The sequence below is a fragment of the Pseudoflavonifractor capillosus genome (assembly GCF_016899775.1).
Classification (GTDB): Bacteria; Bacillota; Clostridia; order Oscillospirales; family Oscillospiraceae; genus Lawsonibacter.
The window spans coordinates 1-347 of the sequence record NZ_JACJJE010000174.1; the positions used below are offsets into that span (position 1 = coordinate 1).

The 347-nt window shown below is 57.9% G+C and carries 1 protein-coding gene; it reads right to left on the reverse strand.

Translation table 11 applies throughout. The features are described from left to right. Window positions 1-347 (reverse strand): tyrosine-type recombinase/integrase (locus tag H6B31_RS16875; RefSeq protein ID WP_204899544.1); only part of this gene is annotated, 347 nt, incomplete at both ends.

Genomic DNA, 347 nt, shown 5'->3' on the forward strand with positions numbered 1-347 from the left:
AACCCGGCGCTGTAGTGGCCCAGCATCCCAGAGACGGTCTTTACGTCCACCCCGGTTTGCAGAGCCAGAGTTGCGAACGTGTGCCTTAGATCGTGGAACCTGACTCTTGGAAGTCCCGCCCGTTTCAGAACCCGGTGGAGCATGTGGAGCACACTGTCCGGAGACATGGGGCCGCCGGTGGGAGAGGGGAATACCCAGGGACAGCTCCCCACTTTCTTTTTCTGCTGATTCAGAACGTCTATCGTATCCTTTGCCAGAGGCAGGGTGCGGTAGGCGTTTTTTGTTTTCAGGGGAGCCTCCGCCACCTCGCCGTTGATTCTTGCTATTTGCCGTTTAACCCGGAGGTC